This window comes from Fibrobacter sp., assembly GCF_017551775.1.
Lineage (GTDB): Bacteria > Fibrobacterota > Fibrobacteria > Fibrobacterales > Fibrobacteraceae > Fibrobacter.
Map to the genome: position 1 here is coordinate 1 of NZ_JAFZKX010000066.1, position 18,127 is coordinate 18,127.

Sequence of the window (18,127 nt, forward strand, 5' to 3'; positions counted from 1 at the left end):
ATTATAGGCGTCGCTTAGTTTCGTTTTTTCAATCTATTCGCCGTACGATTTGTACGGCTTCGGTCCTGCGGCGTCGTTCTGCTCGTTTCTGACTTTGACTACGGTTTTAATGTTTTTGAATCCATTCGCTGAACGAAATTAGTTCGGTCCTGCGGCCTCGCTCTGCTCGCTTCTAGCTTCGGCTTGGCGTTTTGGGCGTCGCGTGGCTTCGGCTTGGAGTTTTGAGCGTTGCTATTTTTTGCAAAAAAAATCGGCTCGCGGTACTGTTGTACGGCGAGCTTTTGTTTTGGAGACGGCGGGGTTATTTCGCCGCGATGTTGCGGTAGAGTTCCAGCTGGCGGGTGAAGCAGTCCTTCCAGCTGAACTTTTCGGCGTAGGCGCGGGCTTTCTGCTTCATGCCCTGCATGTCAGTGCGGTAGAGTTCCGCGATGGCGTCTGCCAGCGCTTGGGGCGTGCGTTCGCTCAGGATTGTACCTGCGCCCGATTCGGTCACGTGTTCGAATGCGGCGCCTGCGGCTGCCCCGACGAGCGCGTTCCCGCTGGCCATGCTCTCGAGAATGGAAAGCCCGAAGGTCTCCCAGCCCGAAAGCGCGAGCCCGATGTCGGCGCTTGCGTAGTAGCGTGCCATCTCGTCGATGGAATTGATGAACCCGATGTAGCGCACGTGCTCGTGCTTGCTTGCCGCTTCCTGCACCAGCGGGAGGCTCGGGCCTGTACCCGCGAATACGATGGCGGGCTCGTGTCCCAGTTTCTCTGCGAGGATGTCATATGCGCCGAGAATGAGGTCTATTCCCTTCTCGTTGCAGTGCCTGTGCGGGAAGAATATGACGAGGCGGTCGGGATTCCCGGCCTTGAGCTCGTTTACGAGCGCTTCGTCCCTCTTTGCGGGGGAGAACATGTTGATGTCGCAGCCGAGCGGAATCCATTGCGGGTTAGGCAGCCCGTTCTTGCGCAGGCGTGCCATCGCCTCTTTCGAGGAGGCTTCGATGCAGTCGAAATCCTTGAATTCCTTGCGGGCGTACCAGAAGGCTTCCTTGCGGGCGAACCTCCCGATTCCGGCACCGAGTTTCTGCGCCACGGGGCGCCCCACGTAGGTCACGGGGAAGTCCGCGTGCCAGAAGGCGACCAGCCTGGATTCGGGGCTGACCCGCTTTGCGGTGTGGCGCACGGCGGTGGGCAAGATGTACGGCGAACCCACCTCGATAATTTCGGGCTTGTACTTTTCGAGTACGGGCGCAATCTGCTTGCGCTTCCACATGAAGCGGTATTCCCAGTTGCCCGGGAACCGGAACGCTTCTACGTGTTCGACAATCAGGCCGTCGCTGCGTACTTCGGTAAAAGTCTTCGAGTCGGGCATCACGAACACTTCGAGCACGTCGCTCTGCTGTTCGTAGAATGCCATCTTCTGCAGGTGGTAGCGGCGTACGCCGCCGCCCGAGGGGCTCCAGAAGTTGTTGAAGTCGACTATGGTGAACTTGCGCCTGTTCTCTGCGTCCATCGGGTATCCCATCAGACTTCGCAGATGCGGTTCGATTCCGGATCGATGGCGAGCAATCCCTTGTAGAGGCTGCTGTTGCCGAGCCGCTTGGAATCTACGGTCAGGTAATGCTCCTCTTCCCTGGTTTCAAGCCAGTAGATGGCGTCGGAATCGCGCAGGTAGGCGCGCGGCGCGATGAGGGTCCCATGCTCGTCGACGAGTTCGCCACCCAGGAACAGCGGGATGTCGAGTGCCTTGTAGATGTCGAGCATCACCGACGAACGGCGTTCGTGGATGTCGGCGAGGTCGGGCCTGTCGGTGACCTTGAAGTGGTCGATGCCGTCGATCATCACGATGAGGTCGGGGTGTTCGCGCTGTTCTTCCTTGAGCGTGGCTAGCAGTTCCTTGTTGTCGAACGCGGGTTGGTCTTCCCAGATTTCCAGGCGGTTGTCGCGGACGAATCCCATAATCTTGCGGGTCGCTTCGAGAATCTTCTGGTTTACTTGTTCGTCTTCGTTTTTCTTGCGGACGTCGAGAACGGACTTGCCGATGAGCATCGCAACGAGCCTGTCGAATATCTGGCGGCGCGGTGTTTCGAGGGCGATGTAGATGAGCTTCACGCTCGGGTTGCTCTCGATGAGGTCGAGCGCGAGGCTCGAAAGCAGCGACGTCTTGAGGCCGAACGGGTTCGACGAGACGTAGAAGAGCCCGGACTGGATGCCGTCAATCTTTCGGGTGAACTGCGGGAACGTGTTGAGGAGGTAGCCCACGCATTCGTTGGGCGGGCAGCCCATTGCCGTGTCGTAGTTCTCCTTGATGTCCTGGAGCAGCATGGAACGGCGGTGGGTATGAATCGTGTCCTCTTCGGTCTCGGCGATCAGCTTGAGCAGATGGTCGGCGCCGTAGTTGCGCAGCATCAGGTCGAGCGTCTCGTTTTCGGGCAGCACGATGGACTTGAATTTCAGTCCCTGCGTTTCCGCCATCTTCAGGTACTTCTGGATGCGGAATTCCTGCTCCCTGCGGTTCGGTTCCCTGCGGAGGATGAAGGTCACGGAGTCGGCCCCGCAAGCCTTCAGCTTGTACAGGTGGCTCATCGTGAGTTCCTGGTACATGGTCGAGACTACGCCCGGAATGCCGGCGAGGTCCGCGGTAAGCGCGTCGAACATGCCTTCCACGATGATGGGCTTGTCGTTATCGGGCTGGATGTTGAACGGGATGTCGCCCGGGCCCGATGCATAAGAAATGTAGGGGTTGTGCTCCTCGTCGTTTTCCATGGAGCGTCCGTACACGGAGTGGATGAGCCCCTTGGAATTGCGTGCCGGAATGGTGATGCGCGGCTCGCGGTAGTCTTCGAGGTTGTCGAGGTAGAATGCGACCTGGTGGCGCTCGATGCCCGAAAGCATGCAGTAGCTGTAGAACGGCTCCGGGTCGCCGCTGTAGTAGCCGAGACCGTAGAGCTGGGCCTGGCCGATGCTCCAGCCGCGGCTTTCCAAGAATTCCGCCGAGGACGGGCTCTTGCAGGCGGCCCAGTGGCAGTAGCGCACGAAGTTCTCGAGGACGCGCGACTTCTCGCCGCCGATTTCCTTGATCCAAGGATGTTCGTCAGGATCCGCTTCCTGTTCCTGTTCACGGGTGCCTAAAAACTCGGTAGCCTCGGCGCGAGCGGACTGCTCGTCCAGACCGTTGAAACGGCTCCTCATCACGAATTCGACGAGGTCGCCTTCGCTCCCGCACTGCAGGCAGCGGTAACGCCAGTAGCCCAGCGCGTCGTAGAAGAACAGCGACGTCTCTTCGGGCGAATGGAACGGACAGCACGAAATTAGATTCCTTCCCCAACGGCTCAGGGGTACACCCAACTGTCTCGGGTGAGTCTTCTTGCGCATGATTCCGGCGTGTTCTTGATCGATGACCATAAAAACCTCTCTCAAGGAAAATCTAATAAGAAATTTGGCAAATGGATAATGGCGAAGAACTATTTATCTATTTTGAAAGGTATGATTATACTCGGAATCGACCCCGGCTCCATAACGACGGGCTACGCCTTCCTGAAGGCGGAAAAAGGGAAGGTGGATGTGCTCGAATATGGCGTATTCCATGCGAAGGCGACCCTCCCGGTCGAAGACCGCCTGTTGCAAATCGTGACCGAGCTGGAAGCGCGGCTCGATGTGTACCGCCCTGAAGCGCTCGCCATGGAAGGCGTGTTCTTTGCGAAGAACGCGAAGAGCGCCCTCGTGCTCGGGCATATTCGCGGGGCCATCCTCGTCGCATGCCGCCGCCGCGGGATGTCGTTCAGCGAATACCCGCCTAAGATCGTCAAGCAGGCGGTCACGGGCGACGGAAGCGCGGCTAAGGAGCAGGTGGCGAACATGGTGTTCGCGCGGCTGGGTATAGAGCATTCCGACCTTCCGCTCGATGCATCCGATGCGCTCGCGATTGCGTGGACGCATGCGAACCCGGCTCCGCTTTCGGCGGCGCTAGTGGCCCGTGCGGGGAAGCCTGTCCACCGCAAGAAAAAGGCCAGCGTTTCGGAATGGAAGGCGCTTGTCGAAAAGATGGGAGGGACTATCCAGTGAGTGCAGAAATTCTTTTGCCCTATGGCCTCGGTTCGCCGGACCTGGTCGAATACCAGAATGATTACTTTGTTTGTAAAGACATTTGCGGCGACCTGGAAAAACTTTCGCAGTTGCTGCAACGGAACGGCTTTAGCCTGCGGCTCGAGTCTGCGTACCGCCCGTTCGAAAAGCAGTTGTCTATCTGGAACCGCAAGGCCCGCGGTGAACTTGTACTGCTCGATGATTCCGGCAAACCCATGGAACGCCCGCAGGACGAAGAAGAACTGATGCATGCGATTCTCACCTGGTCGGCCCTTCCCGGTGCGAGCCGCCATCACTTGGGTACCGACATCGACGTGGTCGACGGGAACGCGTGTCCCGAAGGTTACGAGGTGCAGCTCACGCCCGACGAGTGCACGGGAATGTTCGCGAAGTTCCACGAGTTCTTGACGGCGATTTTCGAGTCGGGCGAATCGTTCGGCTTCAACCGCGTGTTCGTTCCCGGCAGGGGAAAAATCAGGCCCGAGGGCTGGCACATCGCGCACCTGCCCACGTCGCGCAGAATGCTGGAAGGCTTTTCTCTGGACACGCTCCGTAGCATATACGAGAAGAGCGATATCGCCTGCAAGGACGCCATCCTCGCCAACCTCCCGCAGCTCGCGGAAGACTACATCTATCCGTATTTTATCTAGAGGCAGCGGATCCACTTCGCGAAATCGCGCCCGTACCTGTCGAACAGCGCTTCCGGCGACAGGCGCGGCAGTTCCAGCGTAACGCATTCCGGTCTGTTTTGCAAGCCGCCCGCGCGGCCTTCCTTGCACCATGTTCCGAGGCTCCCGGGCGTCGGGTATCCGATGTCGGGCTTCCACGGCAGGCGGAACGTTTCGCACAGGCTCTGCACCAGCGTGCTCTTCTCGGGAGCGTCGATACACCCGATGGGGGCGTGCATCGAGAGGATCGCTTTCGGGGCGAGTTCTTCTATCAGGCGGACAAGCGCCTGCGTCTCGGGTTCGCTGCCGGCGGCCTTTCCCGGGGAAAGTTCCGTATCGCGCTCCGCTTCAAGTACGGACCTCACGTGTACGGGCTCGCTGCTCCAGTTCGATGTCGGGAAGTTGCGGTTCAGGTCGACGCCGTTCGCGTTCCCGCGGGTCCCGAGCGTAATGCCGTCGGGGTTCGCACACAGCACGAATGCGGTATGTTCCATCGTGCATCCGCACTGGCGGAGCGCGCGGCTCAGCAGGAACGTCGTTTCGGGCTCTTCGCCATGGATGCCTGCGATGACCAGCAGGTGGCAGTCACCGTCGCAGGGAATATAACGAAGCGGACATCCCGTTGCGGAACGCCCGTATTCTTTGAAGGGTAAGTGAAGGACTCCGGAGAACATGCGAAAATCCGAACTGTTCTCTATGGCGCCAAGCGTTTACTTTTCGCTTTCGGCCTTTGCCTCTTCGATAATCTTGCTGCGCTGGACGAGGCCGAGTCCAAGACCGATGATGAGGTAGCCGAGTCCGAGGACGAGCAGGTATTCCAGGATGATCATCTTTTCGGAGATGAACATGAAACCGGCGATGTAGGTCAACACGATGAGTACGGCCTGGAAAAGGTTGAGAGCCTTGCTCTTGCGCGGCTGGAGCTTCGGGAGGAACAGCGGGGATACCATCAGGAAGCCCGTAATGAGAAGGACGACGACCGGCAGGTAAATGAGAATGCTGGAGGTGTCGGCGAAGACGTCCTTGTTCTTGAAGAACACGACGAGGATGGCGTTGGCTGCACCGACGAAGGTCGTGGGCACGCCGGAGAAATGGTGATGGTAGCAGTCCGCATCGCAGGCGTTGTACTTGGCGAGGCGCATGGCGGCGCAGAGGACGTAGACCGAGAATCCGACCGCCATCAGGGGAACGTTCGCTTCGAAGAAGGAGGGCGAAAGGGTCTTGTAGGCGAAGAGGATGCTGAACGCGGGGGCGAGGCCGAACGCGATAAGGTCGGCGAGGCTATCGAACTGCGCACCGAATTCCGAACTGGCGTTCACGAGACGTGCGGCAAAACCGTCGAGCTTGTCGAGGAGGACGCTCAGGATGATGAAGTAGGCACCCATGAGGATAGGGTCTTTTGCTGTGAATGCTCCTGTTGTCCAGCAGATGGAAAATGCGCCCAGAAGAAAGTTCAGACTGGTGAATGCATTCGGCAAAATAAAACGAGTCTTACCCATAAAAATCTCCACTATAAAGTGCTATCGGAAAGATAGATTTTTTGTGCTACAGGAGGAGGTCGGGATGGATGAAAATAGTTACTAGTTCCGAGTTCTGAGTTGCTAACATAACAGGTATCAAGATGATTCTTGATACCTGAAAATCTAGTGACCAGTAACTATTGACTAATAGCTAAATAAACCGCACCGCAGGTGCTACTTGACCGGCTGGATTTCCCACAAGGCCTTCACGCCGGCTGCCACGATCAGGTGCTGCGGAGGCGCGTACGGGTTCTCTTCGGTGGGGAAGTTGGTCCAGTGCTTGGTGGAGAACTGGTAGTACTGCGTGGGGCGGTACATGACCGGAAGTACCGGTATGGTCTCCATGAAAATCTTGTTCAGTTCGCGGTAGGCGTTCGTGAGTTCTTCTTCGGACGTGATGGTCGGAATCTTCGCGAGCAGCAGGTTCGCGGCGTCGTTCTTGAAGCGGCCCTGGTTCGAGAAGGCGTCTTCGCCGACAGGCTTGAGGGCGACGCTTCCCATCACCTGGTCGAAGCGAGTCCACGGGGTAGCTGCCGAAAGTTCCGCAGTCTGCGTCTTCATGGCGAGGTCGAATGTGCAATGGCGCAGGTTCTTGTCCCATTCGCTGTAGTCCACGAAGTTCTGTTCGGCGGTGATGCCGACTTCGCCGAAGGATTCCACGATGACCTTGATGGCGTCTTCCCAGTCGGTCCAGCCCTGCGGGCATTCGATGCTGATGGGGCGGACGGGGTTGCCCTGCTTGTCGAGTAGCTTGCCATCGGCATTCCAGGTGTAACCGGCTTCGGTGAGGATTTCCTTCGCCTTCTCTGTATTATAAGTGTAACCGTACTTGTCGGCATCTTCCTTGTTGAAGAAGCGGGCTTCGGGGCCGAACGGCAAGATAAAGCCGGCCTGGATGGCGGGCGTGTAGTTGGAGTTCGCCCTGGACTTGATTTTCTCGAAATTCACGGAATGCGCGAGCGCCCTGCGGAATGCGGGATCGGTGAACGGCTCGACTTGCTGGTTGATGATGAGCGTCGTGATGGAACCCGGAAGGTGGTAGGGTTCCTCGCGGCTCCAGGCGCGGATGCCGTCCTTGGCCTTGTTCCAGATCTGCGGGAGGAATATCGACGAGACGTCGAGGTATCCCTTTGTCATTGCGCTATTGAAATGATTGTTGCCGTTGTACAGTGAGTGGATGATGTACTTCGGGGCGGGCTGCTTGCCCCCGTGGTTCGCGTTGCCCCAGTAGTTGTCGTTCCTCTCGAGTACAATCTTGTCGGGCGAGAAGGCCTTCAAATTGTACGGACCGGAAACGACCGGCATGGAATCGTTCTTGAATTCCATGACCTTCGCGAAATTGTAGGTCTGGCCTTCGCGCGCCGCTGCGATGATGGGCTCGAAGACCGCCTTCGGCAGGATAGACGTCTCCGCAATCGCATTCAGGATTATGAGCGGGTTCCTGTTGTTGCTTGCGAAATTGAAGACGATATTGTTGTTTCCGTCGGCCTTGACCGAGGAAAGGTACTGCCAGTTTCCGTGACGCGGGGTAGGAAGAATAGAATCGACGTGGAACGTGAAGATGACGTCATCGACGGTCACCGGAGTGCCGTTGTTCCACTTTGCCTTTTCGTCAAGATGAACCGTGATACTGGAATCCGTCTTGATAAACGAATCCGCGAGCATGGGTTCGAGTTTGTCCGTAATTTGGTTATAGGTTACAAGAGTCTCATACATCAGGCGGACATTTCCGTCGATGGGAAAATTCGGGTCGTAATCCAACGGGTTGAACGTCGATGGAGGAGCCCAGTCGAAACCACCAATATAAAGAGTCTCGGAACGCGGGTATTCGGAGTTGTCGGCGACGGTTTTTTCAGAAGATTCGTCTTCGCAAGCAATGAACACCCCCGCAGTAAAGACTAGCGGGAAAGTTAAACTTGTTCGTAATAATTTACCAAATATGCTCATACCATTAAAATTTAGTGAGAATGAATGTTTTTTGCTACTAAATTTTCTTTACAGTAACTCTAAAATGGAATAAACGAATGTTATTTCAAACATTTGTAAGTAAAATTTTTCAAATTGTGATGGAAATCACAAAGAAAAGCCGTAGAGCAAACGCTTCGAGGAGGCGCTATAAAGTGTCCTGTTCATGATGAACGGGGTTCCTGCCCCTCCAGGCGTTTTGAAGCGGTTGACAACGGAGCCGTCCTTGAGTGAAATGGATATGACTTCGTTCCCCTGGTCAATCCACGCGAGCGATCCTGCAATAAAGGGCTTCATGAAGATGGAATTCTTCCCTTGGTACTTCCACAGCGGGGTTCCGGAGGGCGAGTAGAGCATCAGGGTCTGGTCGGCAAGGCCTATCAGGATGCGGTTGCCGTCGTGGGTGGAGGCCGTTTGGAGCGAAACGATGGGAGATTCCATGAGAATCTGGGCCGGTTCGCGCGAAATGTTGCTTGCGCTGTAGAGGTAGATGCGGTTGTTGTCGGTGGCGAGCACTATGGCGGAATCGGCGCGAACGATGTGCGAAATGCCGCCTTGGAGGCGCGGGCTGAATTCGAGCGGCTGGCCGGAATTCTCGACGATATACTTGATTTCGCCTTCCAGGCTCGCGGAGTAAATGGTGGATTCACCGGGGGTGAACAGGAACGGCGACGAGAAAATCTTGCGTGACCAGGCGAGCCTGTTTTCGGACTTGGTTATTTTCAGGAGGAAGCCGTTCCAGGTGGCGATGTAGATGGCCGATGAAGTCTGCTGGATATTGAACGCCTTGCCCGGCAATTGAATCGTCTGCGGTTCGGCCTCCTTGTCGAGGTCGTAGATGTAGAGCGCGAATCCCGAGGCGAGCGTGAGCGTGTTCTCCTCGTTGCTCATGACGGGGCTGTCCGTCATCTTGGGAAGGTTCCTTGTCCAGCGCATATCCCCGTTGTCGGCGTTGATGCAGATGAGCTTTTCTGCCGCGGGGTCGATCGTGAAAATGTTTTTCCGGTGCCCGAAGAACTGCGGGTACATCGTCTTGGGCGATATGGAAAGGAGGCTTACGAATTTTGCACCGATGGTCTTGCTGTAGCGGTTCAGAATGCCGTTGCTCGAACGGAGCGTGCTGATGGAAAGCCTTACCGCCTCGCTCCATGCCTTCTGGCGCTCTCTTTCGCTTCCGCCGGTGGACTCGAGCATGAGCGCCCTGTAGAGCCAGGCTTCGGCGTTGCCGGGTTCCAGCCGGAGCAGCGTGTCGAGGAGCGGGGCGATTTCTTTCCATGCGCCGGCTTCCGCCATCGCGGACGCCTTCAGGGCGAGCAGGTCGGAATGCAGCGCCTTCTTTCCGTAGTAGTGCGGGGCGATGCTTACTAGGTGCGAATCGTCGAAAATGAGGTAGATGCCGTTTTCTGTGTGGATGGGCGGCGCCGTGATGGGGCGCGCGAAATTGAAATGCCAGAGCGGAAGGAGCAGCGTGTCGACCGCGATGAGGTCGCCTTCGTTGGTGAACAGTCCGAGCGTGCCGAGGGCGAGCGGGTGCATGGCGATGGCGTCACTGCGGATGATGTTTACCACCATGCCGGTTTTCTTCTCGAGGAGGGATATCCTGCCTGAGGCTTCGAGTACGGCGATTCGACCGTTGAACGAGAGTATTTCTTCCGCGTTGCTGAACTGCATTTTCCAGCGCGGGCTTGTGCTGATTTTGGGCTGGTAGCAGTAGAGGTAGTTGCCCGAAAGCAGCAGGATGTCTTTCCCGTCGATGATAACTTTCTGGATGGCGTCGAAATGCGAAATCGTATACGATTCGCTGCCGTCTTCGGAGGAAACGAAATGCAGGGCGTTGTCGGTGCAGTTCAGTATATAGTGCCCTGTCGTGGAGTAGTAGCCTTCGATATGGCAGCCGTTGTACGTCTCCTTCAGCTACGTGACGATGCCCTTCCTGTCGAGAAGGGTGAGCGTGTGCCCGCTCTGGGCTATGGCGTTGTCCCCCCTGGAGTAGAATTCGGTTGTCGCAGCGATTGCGTACGCTTTCGAAGGCTGCTTGCTGTTGTGGGGCTTGTAGAACAGGCTGTCCCTGGTGAAAGGCTGGTACCAGATACCCGATGCGTCGATGTTCAAGATATCGGACTTTTCGGGAACGCCGGCGCGTACGTTGATGACGGTGTCGGCGAGGACCTTCTTGATGCTGCTGCTGTTGAGTAGGACGTAAGAGGGTTCACCTTTGAAGACCTTCCTGATGGGGGAGCGGAGGGTGATTCTTTTCTTGATGAGGGCTTCGTTCGTGTTGCCCGTGGCCGCTTCTCGTTCCGACAGCCAGTACGCCTTGTTGATTTCCTTTGTCGTGCTGAGGCTCTGTTGGTAGTAGAAATTCGCGGAAGCGTTGTTGCCGGCGAGTTCCTTGATTTTGCCCAGATAGAAGAAGGCTTTTTCCTTGTCTTCGCGGTCGCCTTGCGTGGTGACCTTTTCGAGGAGGCGCGTGGCCTTGGCCGTCTCGCCCTTCATCTCGAATTCGTAGATGGCTTCCTGGATGGTCGAGTTCATCTTTTCGGCATGTGCAAAAATGCTGCAAAGGCAGAGGAGGGCGAGGACTGATTTCGCCTTCCACGATGCGGATGCCGCGTTTTTGTTTTGGTGCCGGATGAACATGCGCTGGATTCCTATGCGTCGAACTTGTAGCCCGCTCCGCGGATGGAAACGATGATCTTCGGGTTGGTCTGGTCGTCTTCGAGCTTTTTGCGGAGGTTCACGATGTGGTTGTCGATGGTGCGCGTCGAAGGCATGTTGTCGGGGGTGTAGCCCCAGATGTCGGTGAGCAGGTCTTCGCGCAGCACGACTTCGCCGCGGTGTTGCCAGAAGTACTTGAGGATCTGGAATTCGCGGGCCGAGAGTTCGAGCGGTTCGCCGTTCTTCGTCGCTTCGTATTTCTTGAAATCCAGGTGGATGTCCGCGAAGTCGATGGCGTCCTGGTTCTGTACGGGTTCCGGCGCCACGACGGTTTCGGTACGGCGGAGGAAGGCCTTCACGCGGGCGAGCAGTTCGAGGATGGAGAACGGCTTGGTGACGTAGTCGTCGGCGCCCATCTCGAGGCCTGCGACCTTGCTCGTCTCTTCGGTTTTCGCCGTGAGCATGATGATGAAGCATTCCGGGTGCTTCTTGCGGATGATGCGGCACACTTCGAACCCGCTCTTCTTCGGAATCATCAGGTCGAGAATGACCAGATGCGGAAGGAACGAGTCCGCCTTCGCGACGGCTTCTTCACCATCGGCGGCTGTTTCGACGATGTAGTTCTCGAGTTCGAAGTTATCCTGGAGCCCGAGTCGGATGATTTCTTCGTCTTCGACAATGAGTATTTTGTGCTGCATATCAGTCCACCTTCTTGAATCTAACCGTAAATGTTGAACCCTTCCCGAGTTTGCTCGAAAGCGAGATGGTCGCCTTGTGCGTTTCCGCCACCCTCTTCACGATGGCAAGCCCGAGTCCGGAGCCCTTCGTACTGCGGGTCATTTCGTCGCCCACCCTGTAGAAGTCATTAAATATATTCTTTTGTTCAGAAGAATCGATGCCGATTCCCGTATCTGCCACCGAAAATACCGTCCTGTCCTCTTCGGTGTACACGCTGATGGTGATTTCGCCGGGGGCGTTCGTGTACTTGATGGCGTTTTCGATAAGGTTCTGCGCGAGGCTGTAGAGGGCCGTGTAGTCGCCCATAACGTAGGCGCCCGGCTCGAATCGCGTATGGAATTCCAATCCCTTTTCGACACCGATGTCTTCGACCGCGTCGAACACCTTGCGCGCGCACACGGAAAAGTCGAGCTTTTCCCACTTGAAGGCGCCCGTCCCGTGTTCCATGCGCGTGTAGTTGAGGATGGCGCCGATGAGGTTCTCGAGCCTTGTCGCTTCCTTGCCGATGAGGCCGGAATATTCCTGGACCTTCTCCACCTTGGCGACGCGCCCGCGGGCCATCATCTCGGCGAACATCTTGATGGAAGTGAGCGGGGTCTTGAGTTCGTGCGATACGCTCGAAAGGAAGTTTGCCTTCATGGCGAGCAGCCTGCGTTCCTGTACGATAAAGCGGAACATGAAGAACGAGCCGAAGATGACCGTGATGAGCGAGAAAAGCAACAGCCCGTACATGAGGAACATCCTTTGGCGGGATTCCTTGCGGATTTCGCTGATGTCCTTTTCGTAGAGCGAGAATTCCCATGCGAACGCTTCGGAAATGCGGGATTGCGATAGCACGTTGGAACTGTCGGGAATGCTTCCAACGAGGACGGAATCACGCTCGTCCACGATGGAGTACGGGACGTTTTTCCAGCGCTGGGAAACATTCTTTACCTTTTCGAGAAGCCTTGCGCGGTAGGCCTCCTCGTCTATTTTTGCGATGACAATCTGGTTTCCGGAAAGGTACGGGTAACCCATCTTGAACAAGGTAATGCCGTCGTCGTTCTTGTAGACGATGCCTTCCTTTGTCGAAAATTCGTTTTCCAGGAGCTCTTCGAAATTCTTGCGGTACTTGGAAAGGAGCTCCATGTACCCGAGCTGGCGGTTGAAGTTGGCCCGCAGGTTCCAGAACGATTCGCGCTTCTCTTGGGACAGGTCCTCGAACGAAAGGATTTGCGAGAACGCCGTCTCGAAAAAGAACTTGGCGGAAGGAATGTCCTCGATGCTTTCGCTCTGCAGGAACTGGTTCAGCACGGAAAGGCTGTAGTCTTCGGCTTCGGCGTGCTTCTTTTGCTTCACGAGGATTTCGAAGTGCAGCAGGTTCACGGAATGCGTGATGTCCGCATGGAGGTAGCCCTGCAGGTGCGGGTGGCTTTCAAGAACTTTAAGCCACTTGAGCGCGTCGTTGTAGTTTTTTTCCTTGTAGCAGAGACGTATGAGCCCGAGGATGTTCAGCACCTGCTCGTTGCGGGTCTCGAAGGGGGCAACGCTCTTCATGAGTCGCGGCATGTAGCTTTCTACATTGCCGGAATCCTGTTCGGCATAGAACAGCCTCTGTTCGAGCGGAGTCGCGACGATTGCGGAAAAGTCGTGCGTGTTGTAGAAGTGCTTTGACGAGATGTCGGGGTAGACCAGGCTTCCGTTGTTGTACAGGAAAATGGCCTCGATGCCCGAGACGTCCTTGAAGGAGGCGGCGTTACCGAATTCGAGCAGGCTGCGCGGTTGTTCGTAGAGGAACAGCGAGGCTGCTTTCGTCTCCTGGTAAATCTTTTCTTGTTCCCTGGCGATGGCGTCTTCGATATCTTTCTGGAGTGCGGCCTGGTTCTCGTCGAAGTTCTTCTGGGCGAGGAACATTTCGTTCTGGATGTTGCGGAAACCGAGGAACGAGAGGATGGCCGTAGGCATGATGATGCCGCCTACGAACACGAGGATGAGAATCAGGTTGCCTTTGGAAAAGCGCATCGTCACCCCGCGTTATAGGGGGAGACTGGCCGAAATGCTTGGGAACAGCAGCACAAGGACGCTGCTCGCCATGAGCAGCATTACCAGTGAAAGGGCGAGCCCGGTTGTAATGAGTAGCGCTTTGGTCACTTGACGATGTTTGCCTTGTGGGTTACGGAAACACGGTGTCCGGTTTCAATACGGCGGTTGTTGGAATAAGCTTCGCGGACGAGGACTGCCGATTCGTTGTTGGAGGCGCGCGCTATGACTCCGCGGCCGAGCAGGCGCGGGGGAATTGCGGCATCGGACTTGTCTTCTTCCCAGATGGCGATAGCGTCGCCAGTCTCGTAGCCCTGGCTTGCGCCCTTGTTGATGAGCACGTAGGAGTAGCTCCCGATAATGAGCATCGGGTCCATCGCGTAGCGGATCTGGGCCATCGAGTCGATGTTCGATTCGGTGACGTTGTCATAGCCGGTCACGTTGATCGGATCGATCGGGTGCTTGAGGCGAGCCTTGGATTGGTTAATCTTGATTTCGCGGAAGCTCTGCATGATAATCGCGCGCGAAAGCGTGTCACCGATTGCGGTAATCTTTGCCACACCCGAAAGCTTGAGGAGCGCGTACTTGTCGAAGCTGCGCCCGCGGTTCGACGGGACTTCGATGGCCTTCGCGTCAAGAATTTCCACGAGGTCGCCCTTCTTCAGGCCGGGATTGGTCTTCTTGCCGACTCCGACGACGACTTCCATTTCGGGAATGTGGATGATGGGTTCCTTCTTTTCGCCGGACCGGACGGAGATGAAGTTGCTGTCCTTTTTCAGGGAATCCAGCGAGTAGATTTCGGGGGCGAGAATCTGGTAGTAACCGTTGAAAATCTTCGGCGCGGGGCGCTTCTTGTAGTAGTAGGAATCTTCTTCCTGCTTCTTTTTCTTGTTCTTCTTGTCCTTGTCGCGCAGGTTCCCGAGCATGTTCTCGAATTCACCGCTGCGTTCGTCCATTTCGTCGCAGCCGGCGCTGTTGACCTTGTAGCCGCGTCCCTTGGGAAGGTTCGAGTCGGCGACGGCGGCCTTGCAGGGGTATTTCTTCTTGTCGGCGGGAATCACCATCACGTGTTCGTCACGGATGGAATCGCCGAGGTAGATGGAGTCGCCGGGATAAATCCAGTGCGGGTCCTGGATGTGCCTGTTGTTTTCCCAGAGGTCGGGCCAGGCAAACGGGTCGTGCAGGTATTCGTCGCTCAGGTCCCAGAGGGTATCACCTTCCTTGACCACGTAGGCGGAGGCAATCAGGGCCGATAGACCGAGGGTGATGGTCGCACACTTGAAAAACTTCATACAGAACCTTGTAACCCTTTGAATGAAAACGAGTTAACTGCTTATAATTTAATCTTTTCTTTTACGGGGTGGCTACTTTTTTTGCACGAAATGCGGGATATCGCCCTGTTTTTTGCGGAAAACCTGCTCCCTGGGACGTTCGACCTTGAGGTTTCTGCTGTTTTTTGCCGCAAAACCGCCCAAAACGCCAACCCTGTCGGGGACGAAGAGCATCAGCAGGTCGAATTTTCCCGTACCGGGCTCGAGATACAGGGGGATGTTCTTGCGGAGCATGTAGCCTTCGGCACGGAACCGCTTGACGTATTTCCCTGCAGATTCGAGGTCGCCCGCCTGCAGGATGATGCGCTCGGGGCGCGCTCCGGCGATGGCCTGGATCTGTTCTGCGTTCAGGGGTTCTTCCACCGGGACGTTCAGGTAGAATGTCCAGCGGCCCTCATTGTCCTTGTGGGAGAAGAACTTCTCGAGGAACGCGGCTTCGAGATGCCCGCGGTGGAACTTGAGCGAGCCTCCCGCGAGGTTGCGGGAATTCATTTTCGAGGACTCCATCGCGGATTCGCGGCAGTCGAGGGTGTCGACCTGGTCGAAATCCTGGGCGAGGCTGGATGCCACGAGGCTAGGCCCGCAGTAGAATTCGAAGAACTTGTCGCCCGCGGCAGGGTGGATGGCGTCGCGGATGCGCTCGGGAAGTTCAATCCATGCGTCCTTGATTCTCGGGGACCAGTCGAGCACGTGCATCGAAAAGCCCGTGCCCGCGATGGGCATGAACGCGCTTCCGAAAATGCCGCGCATGTCGACGCGCATCTTGAGCTGTGCGGCGGGGTCGAATATGTGGTTCGGCGTGCACTGGATCTGGTGGCAGCTGATGACCTGCGGGTAGTTGTGCTGGATGAACTCGACGAGGGTCTTGATTTCGTGGCCGGAGTTCTTGCCGTGCACGTTCGCCTGTATGAGGAGAGCGAACCTCCCGTCACCGGTGGCGCGGAACCATATCTGGCGGAGCGCCTTCTTGATGGTGCGGAGGTGATCCTTGTGCAACTGGTCGAAAATTCCCTGTACGGGCTCGGGCGGCTCCATTCCTTTGGCGGGGGCGTCGAGCACGAGCGTCTCGTGTCCGTTCACGAGCTTGTTTATGATGCGCCAGTCGCTGTGTTCGCTTACGGCGTCGCGCGTGAACCAGGCCTGGATTTTACCGGGAACGCGTTCGTTCTCGGCCCATGCGGCGAGCTGCTGCTTGAGGTCTTCGAAACTGGCGACTCTTGCTTTTGCCGGAGCGGGCTTTGCGGGTGCGGCCTTCTGACCTTGCCTTGAATTGTTCTGCCTGGCCTGCTGGCCGGAAGCGGACTTGCTTGAAGACGCATGGAATCTGCCGGCGACCAACTTCTTCGGGGCGCGGCCGGCGGTTGTATTCTTTCTTGTGTTCTTGAACATCTGGTATTACTCTTGAGGGGCTTGCTACACGAAGAAGCGCGGATAAATCCAGGAGCATTCTCTGGCAAGCATTTTCGGGAATTCGCGGAATGTCCCGTTTATCTGGAAAAGGTTCAGGCCACCTTCCACCGGCGAGAGCGAGATGACGCTGTCGGCGCGGGACTGGAGGTAGGGGTATTCGTCGTTGTTGCATGCGGTCACGACGGCGCAACCGGTAAGCGCGATGATGGTGTCGACCATCTGCATCAAGATCTGGTGCGGCGAGCCCGTGAGTCGCATGGACTTCGGGTTGTGGAGCACGGCGGATATCGGGTCGATGACCACCACGCGGTAGTCGTGGTTCTCGAGCTTCTTCGCACCTTCGATGCGCTTTGCGATGAGCTGCGCCGTCTCGAGCGGGGAGAGCGCTGTTCCGCGCAGGTTCAAGAAACCGAACTTGGGCGTACTCGCGTTGAGCCCGCGCTTGTTGCCGAGCAGGTGGAGTCTGTTCAGGAACACGGACTTCGTGAGCTCGAAGTTGATGAACAGCACGTCGTTCGAGGTGGTCGCGTTGCCGAACCATTCTTCGCCGTAGCAAATGGAAAGGGCCATGTCCATGAGGGCAAGCGACTTGCCGCTCTTGGGCGGTGCCTGGAACAGGAAGAATTCGCCTGCGCGCAGCATGTTCTCGATGATGCTCGCGTCTTTCTTGGGCGGTTCCTCGCTGTCGCTGGCAAGTTCGATGAGCGGCTTGCCGTCGAGGGAGTATTCCACCCACTCCTTCCATTCCTTGAAGTTCTTCGCGCCCTGTTCCGTGGCGATGAGGTACTGTTGCTTGCCGCCGCGGAGCACGCCCGGCATGCGGGCCATGAAACTCGGGCTCTTGTTGGCGGAATCAATCTTGAAGCCCTGGGAATCGAGCGTCTTGAACAGGAAATCGATGCGCTCGTCGTATTCTTCGCGGTCGGCGGCGCCAATCTTCACCCAGGCCTGCACGGAGTTCGCGCCCGTGTTCACGAGGGCGGCGCAGGGGAGGTTCAAAGCCTTGTAGTAGGCGAGCTGTTTTGCCAGCGACATTTTCGGGTTGTCGATGACCGCATAGCGGTAACGCCAGCTTTCGTCGGTGGCATCCGGTCCGCCTTTCGCCGCGTTCACGCATATGAGCGCGCCGTCCTGGCAGTCCAGGCTCTTCATGATCTTCTTGATGGTATCGTCGCGGTCGACGATGTTCGAAACCAGTTCGGTGGTCGCTGTGGGCGTGTCCGAAATCTTGAACTCGATGGTCTCGTCCTTTTCGAACGCTACTTCGAGGAGCTTCGCGAGGTCCTTTCTCCAGTCGGCTGCGGGCCAGGGAATGGAAAGGGCTTCCGGGTCAATCTTGAAATTCTGCAGGAGTTCCATCGACTGCGTGTCGAGGCCGAGCGCGAGCATCTGCTCCATCGAAATCATTCCGGTGGGGAGCGGCGAGATAATCGTGGGCTTCGGCATGGCTTCCACTACGGGCGCCTGTCCTACGGGTGCAGGCGCCGCCGGAGCTTCCTGACGGACTTCCTCGCGTTCGCTGGAACGCTTCTCCGAAGAGAACGCCCTGCGCAAGACCTGTTCGACTTCGTCCGGGGAGAGGCCTTCGTCCCGGGCCTTTCCGCCCAGCTGGAAACTCGCGTCCATGAAGGTCCAGCCCTCTTCCTTTGCGGCTTCGCCCGCCTTGTAGAGCTCGCTCTTCAGGTCGTTCGGGTTGAACTTTGTCTTGAGGAACAGGTTGATGACTTTTCTTGCGCTTTCCATAAGA

The 18,127-nt window shown here is 56.9% G+C and carries 14 protein-coding genes; 2 read left to right on the forward strand and 12 right to left on the reverse strand.

Going from position 1 to position 18,127, the window contains the following annotated elements; translation table 11 throughout:
• Window positions 1-301: 301 nt before the first annotated feature.
• Window positions 302-1,498 carry a glycosyltransferase gene (locus IK012_RS07565; RefSeq protein WP_173384070.1) on the reverse strand — a complete coding sequence of 399 codons (1,197 nt, stop codon included), beginning with the start codon at window positions 1,496-1,498 and terminating at the stop codon, window positions 302-304.
• Window positions 1,499-1,509: 11 nt separating this feature from the next.
• Window positions 1,510-3,390: a CHC2 zinc finger domain-containing protein gene (locus IK012_RS07570; RefSeq protein WP_290952659.1), complete on the reverse strand. Its 1,881-nt coding sequence runs from the start codon at window positions 3,388-3,390 to the stop codon at window positions 1,510-1,512.
• A gap of 81 nt (window positions 3,391-3,471) precedes the next feature.
• Between IK012_RS07570 and ruvC the strand changes: the two genes are divergently transcribed.
• A complete protein-coding gene (ruvC, locus tag IK012_RS07575; protein WP_290952661.1) occupies window positions 3,472-4,050 on the forward strand; it encodes a crossover junction endodeoxyribonuclease RuvC in 579 nt (192 codons plus the stop codon).
• Window positions 4,047-4,721, forward strand: a complete 675-nt coding sequence (locus tag IK012_RS07580; protein ID WP_290952663.1) for a M15 family metallopeptidase — start codon at window positions 4,047-4,049, stop codon at window positions 4,719-4,721. Before ruvC ends, IK012_RS07580 begins: the two co-directional genes overlap by 4 nt.
• On the opposite strand, the gene mpaA is transcribed toward IK012_RS07580, so the two are convergent.
• The 10 genes from mpaA to IK012_RS07630 all read right to left on the reverse strand — a co-directional run bounded on the left by mpaA (window position 4,718) and on the right by IK012_RS07630 (window position 18,123).
• Window positions 4,718-5,413 (reverse strand): murein tripeptide amidase MpaA, encoded by a 696-nt coding sequence (mpaA, locus tag IK012_RS07585; protein ID WP_290952666.1) that lies wholly within the window; start codon window positions 5,411-5,413, stop codon window positions 4,718-4,720. The genes IK012_RS07580 and mpaA overlap by 4 nt on opposite strands.
• 36 nt (window positions 5,414-5,449) lie before the next feature.
• Window positions 5,450-6,238, reverse strand: a complete 789-nt coding sequence (locus IK012_RS07590) for a CDP-alcohol phosphatidyltransferase family protein (protein WP_290952669.1) — start codon at window positions 6,236-6,238, stop codon at window positions 5,450-5,452.
• 195 nt (window positions 6,239-6,433) lie between these two features.
• Window positions 6,434-8,206 (reverse strand): ABC transporter substrate-binding protein, encoded by a 1,773-nt coding sequence (locus IK012_RS07595; protein WP_290952672.1) that lies wholly within the window; start codon window positions 8,204-8,206, stop codon window positions 6,434-6,436.
• Between the two features lie 126 nt (window positions 8,207-8,332).
• Window positions 8,333-9,895, reverse strand: coding sequence for a hypothetical protein (locus tag IK012_RS07600; RefSeq protein ID WP_290952675.1), 1,563 nt, complete (start codon window positions 9,893-9,895; stop codon window positions 8,333-8,335).
• 243 nt (window positions 9,896-10,138) lie between these two features.
• The gene (locus IK012_RS07605; protein ID WP_290952677.1) at window positions 10,139-10,864 is read right to left on the reverse strand and encodes a hypothetical protein; all 726 of its coding nucleotides are present in this window, start codon (window positions 10,862-10,864) and stop codon (window positions 10,139-10,141) included.
• A gap of 11 nt (window positions 10,865-10,875) precedes the next feature.
• Complete coding sequence (locus IK012_RS07610) at window positions 10,876-11,580, reverse strand: response regulator transcription factor (protein WP_173378573.1); 705 nt, start codon at window positions 11,578-11,580, stop codon at window positions 10,876-10,878.
• Window position 11,581: 1 nt separating this feature from the next.
• Entirely contained in the window at window positions 11,582-13,621 is a 2,040-nt protein-coding gene (locus IK012_RS07615; RefSeq protein ID WP_290952681.1) for a cell wall metabolism sensor histidine kinase WalK, read from the reverse strand.
• 125 nt (window positions 13,622-13,746) lie between these two features.
• Entirely contained in the window at window positions 13,747-14,931 is a 1,185-nt protein-coding gene (locus tag IK012_RS07620) for a LysM peptidoglycan-binding domain-containing protein (protein WP_290952683.1), read from the reverse strand.
• Window positions 14,932-15,003: 72 nt separating this feature from the next.
• Window positions 15,004-16,359 (reverse strand): hypothetical protein, encoded by a 1,356-nt coding sequence (locus IK012_RS07625; RefSeq protein WP_290952686.1) that lies wholly within the window; start codon window positions 16,357-16,359, stop codon window positions 15,004-15,006.
• Window positions 16,360-16,383: 24 nt separating this feature from the next.
• On the reverse strand, window positions 16,384-18,123 hold the full coding sequence (locus tag IK012_RS07630) for an AAA family ATPase (RefSeq protein ID WP_290952688.1): 1,740 nt from the start codon (window positions 18,121-18,123) through the stop codon (window positions 16,384-16,386).
• Window positions 18,124-18,127: the final 4 nt, after the last annotated feature.